This window comes from uncultured Pontibacter sp. (genome assembly GCF_947495565.1).
Taxonomy (GTDB): domain Bacteria; phylum Bacteroidota; class Bacteroidia; order Cytophagales; family Hymenobacteraceae; genus Pontibacter.
The window spans coordinates 1-538 of record NZ_CANLZM010000038.1 but is presented as its reverse complement, the minus strand read 5'-3'; the positions used below and the strand labels follow the sequence as shown (position 1 = coordinate 538).

The following is a 538-nucleotide window of genomic DNA, read 5'->3' as shown; positions in this document are numbered from 1 at the left end:
TGCCAGAACGGACAAGTAACAGGGCAAATAGCTTTGCAGGACTCATTGATGGAGTTCAAGTATCTGAAGGTGCTTCTGCAAAAAGGTGAAGCAACAGTCAACGGTGCTGTGCCAGATAGTAGCGGCCACTTTGTAATCAAAGACATACCAGAAGGTAATTATACTTTGGTCATCAGGCAGCTTGGGTTCAGAGACGCAATTACGGATAGCGTGGCTGTATCGGACGGTGAAACTACTACTATAAGTCTGCTATATCCACCGCCTTGCAAGTTCACATATGAAAAGGGACAGAAGCCTAAATGTATCGGTGGGCATACCGACGGAATAATACCTATAGTATATGGACTGCCGACAAAGAAGACAATGAAAAAGGCAGAAAAAGGGTTGGTGCATTTAGCAGCATGTATAGTAACAGATTGTGACCCACAGTACTACTGCAAGATTCACAACAGAGAATTATAAAGAACACCTGCGCACAACAAGATTTATACCCTATGCTTCGGCTGATAGCCTCGCACAAGGTATACACGAGCCGTTG

General features: G+C 44.4%; 1 protein-coding gene. It reads left to right on the top strand.

The genetic code is table 11. The annotated features are described in order from the left end of the window. Nucleotides 1-462: carboxypeptidase-like regulatory domain-containing protein (locus tag Q1B04_RS19960; RefSeq protein WP_299762772.1), on the top strand; the 462-nt coding region annotated here is incomplete at its 5' end. Nucleotides 463-538: the final 76 nt, after the last annotated feature.